The 1,157-nt window shown below is 42.9% G+C and carries 2 protein-coding genes; both read right to left on the bottom strand.

The window, feature by feature from the left end; genetic code table 11:
- Positions 1–8: 8 nt before the first annotated feature.
- Positions 9–437: a hypothetical protein gene (locus DB520_RS26240; RefSeq protein WP_198675473.1), complete on the bottom strand. Its 429-nt coding sequence runs from the start codon at positions 435–437 to the stop codon at positions 9–11.
- Between the two features lie 262 nt (positions 438–699).
- Positions 700–1,157, bottom strand: a 458-nt coding sequence (locus DB520_RS26235) for a hypothetical protein (RefSeq protein WP_157972276.1), incomplete at its 5' end; no start/stop codon positions are given.

Raw genomic sequence — 1,157 nt, 5'->3', positions numbered from 1 at the left:
ATGACTTTTCATCTTAACCGCTTGATATAATCCTTCATCGCCAGTCTGACCAGTTCATCCCAGTGTTCTTGTTTGACAGCGGCTAATGGTGGTACGGCCAAAATTTCTTCTCTCGAGTCGGCCCATACTTGGTCGGATTTATACACAAAAAGACGGCTGTAGATAACTTGGTCATCCCTTAGGACATAAACGAAAAAATTGAGCCAAGTAATAAAAGACCAACCACTGCTTCCTGACACACCTCCTGATGAGATAAATCCTGTAAAGGAAAATCTATTGTAGGCATACACTAATGGCACCAACACAGCCACTCCTTGGGTGTCTCCCGCTAGTTCTTTTATGTAGTTACTTTCAATTCTTCCAAAGGTGAAAGCCGGTTTTACATAAAGTGCACTATCGATTAGATTTTCACCACCAACAAATTTCAAGGAATCCATATCCAAACTTTTAAAAACTTCAAAAATAACTTGACTCAGACTATCCTTATCTATGGGAAAAGGTTCATTGTCCGCCGTAAGTAGTCGTTCCTGCCTCGAATTAAAAATTGCATAATTCCTTATAAGTAGCTGTTTTTCTTGGTAGGACTTCAGAGTCACACTCTTTGCCCTACCACTTCTAAAAAAAATATCAGTTTTTCCGCATCCACAAAGGAGGCATATCGCAAGAAGATTCAGAATTACCATGTACCTGCCCATCAACCTACCCTCCTAATGAATACAACCAACTGTATGACCAAGATTTGATCCCAAAAGAAGCAGCTTTATTTCGCCGATAATCCCCATACTTCACATTTTGCATCTTGGTCTTGAAATAATAATTGGCCTTATATTCTGCTAAGTAGCTTATTGTACTTTTTATGAACCTTTCGCCGAAATCTAAACCTAAAAATCTAGAGGATTCTTTCCCCATAATCCCCTCCTGCAGACTTGCACCGATACCGCCCATCATAAAGGCCGCGCCGTGGATGGCCAGGGGCTTTTTGAAAAACGCCTGTTCCTTGTCGTAGGCAAAGTTGCCCGCCACGTTTAGCAGGCCGTATTTGGTGAAGGTCTCCACACCGGATTTCCCGGCAAGGCTCCATTTATATTTAATGGATTCGCTAAAGCTCAGCCCCGCGTAACTGGAGAGCCCCCCGCCCACAAAAGACTGGGCCGCCT

This window comes from Pleomorphovibrio marinus, from assembly GCF_003347495.1.
Lineage (GTDB): Bacteria > Bacteroidota > Bacteroidia > Cytophagales > Cyclobacteriaceae > Pleomorphovibrio > Pleomorphovibrio marinus.
The sequence above is the reverse complement of the archived record's forward strand: the minus strand, read 5'-3'. Positions and strand labels throughout refer to the sequence as shown.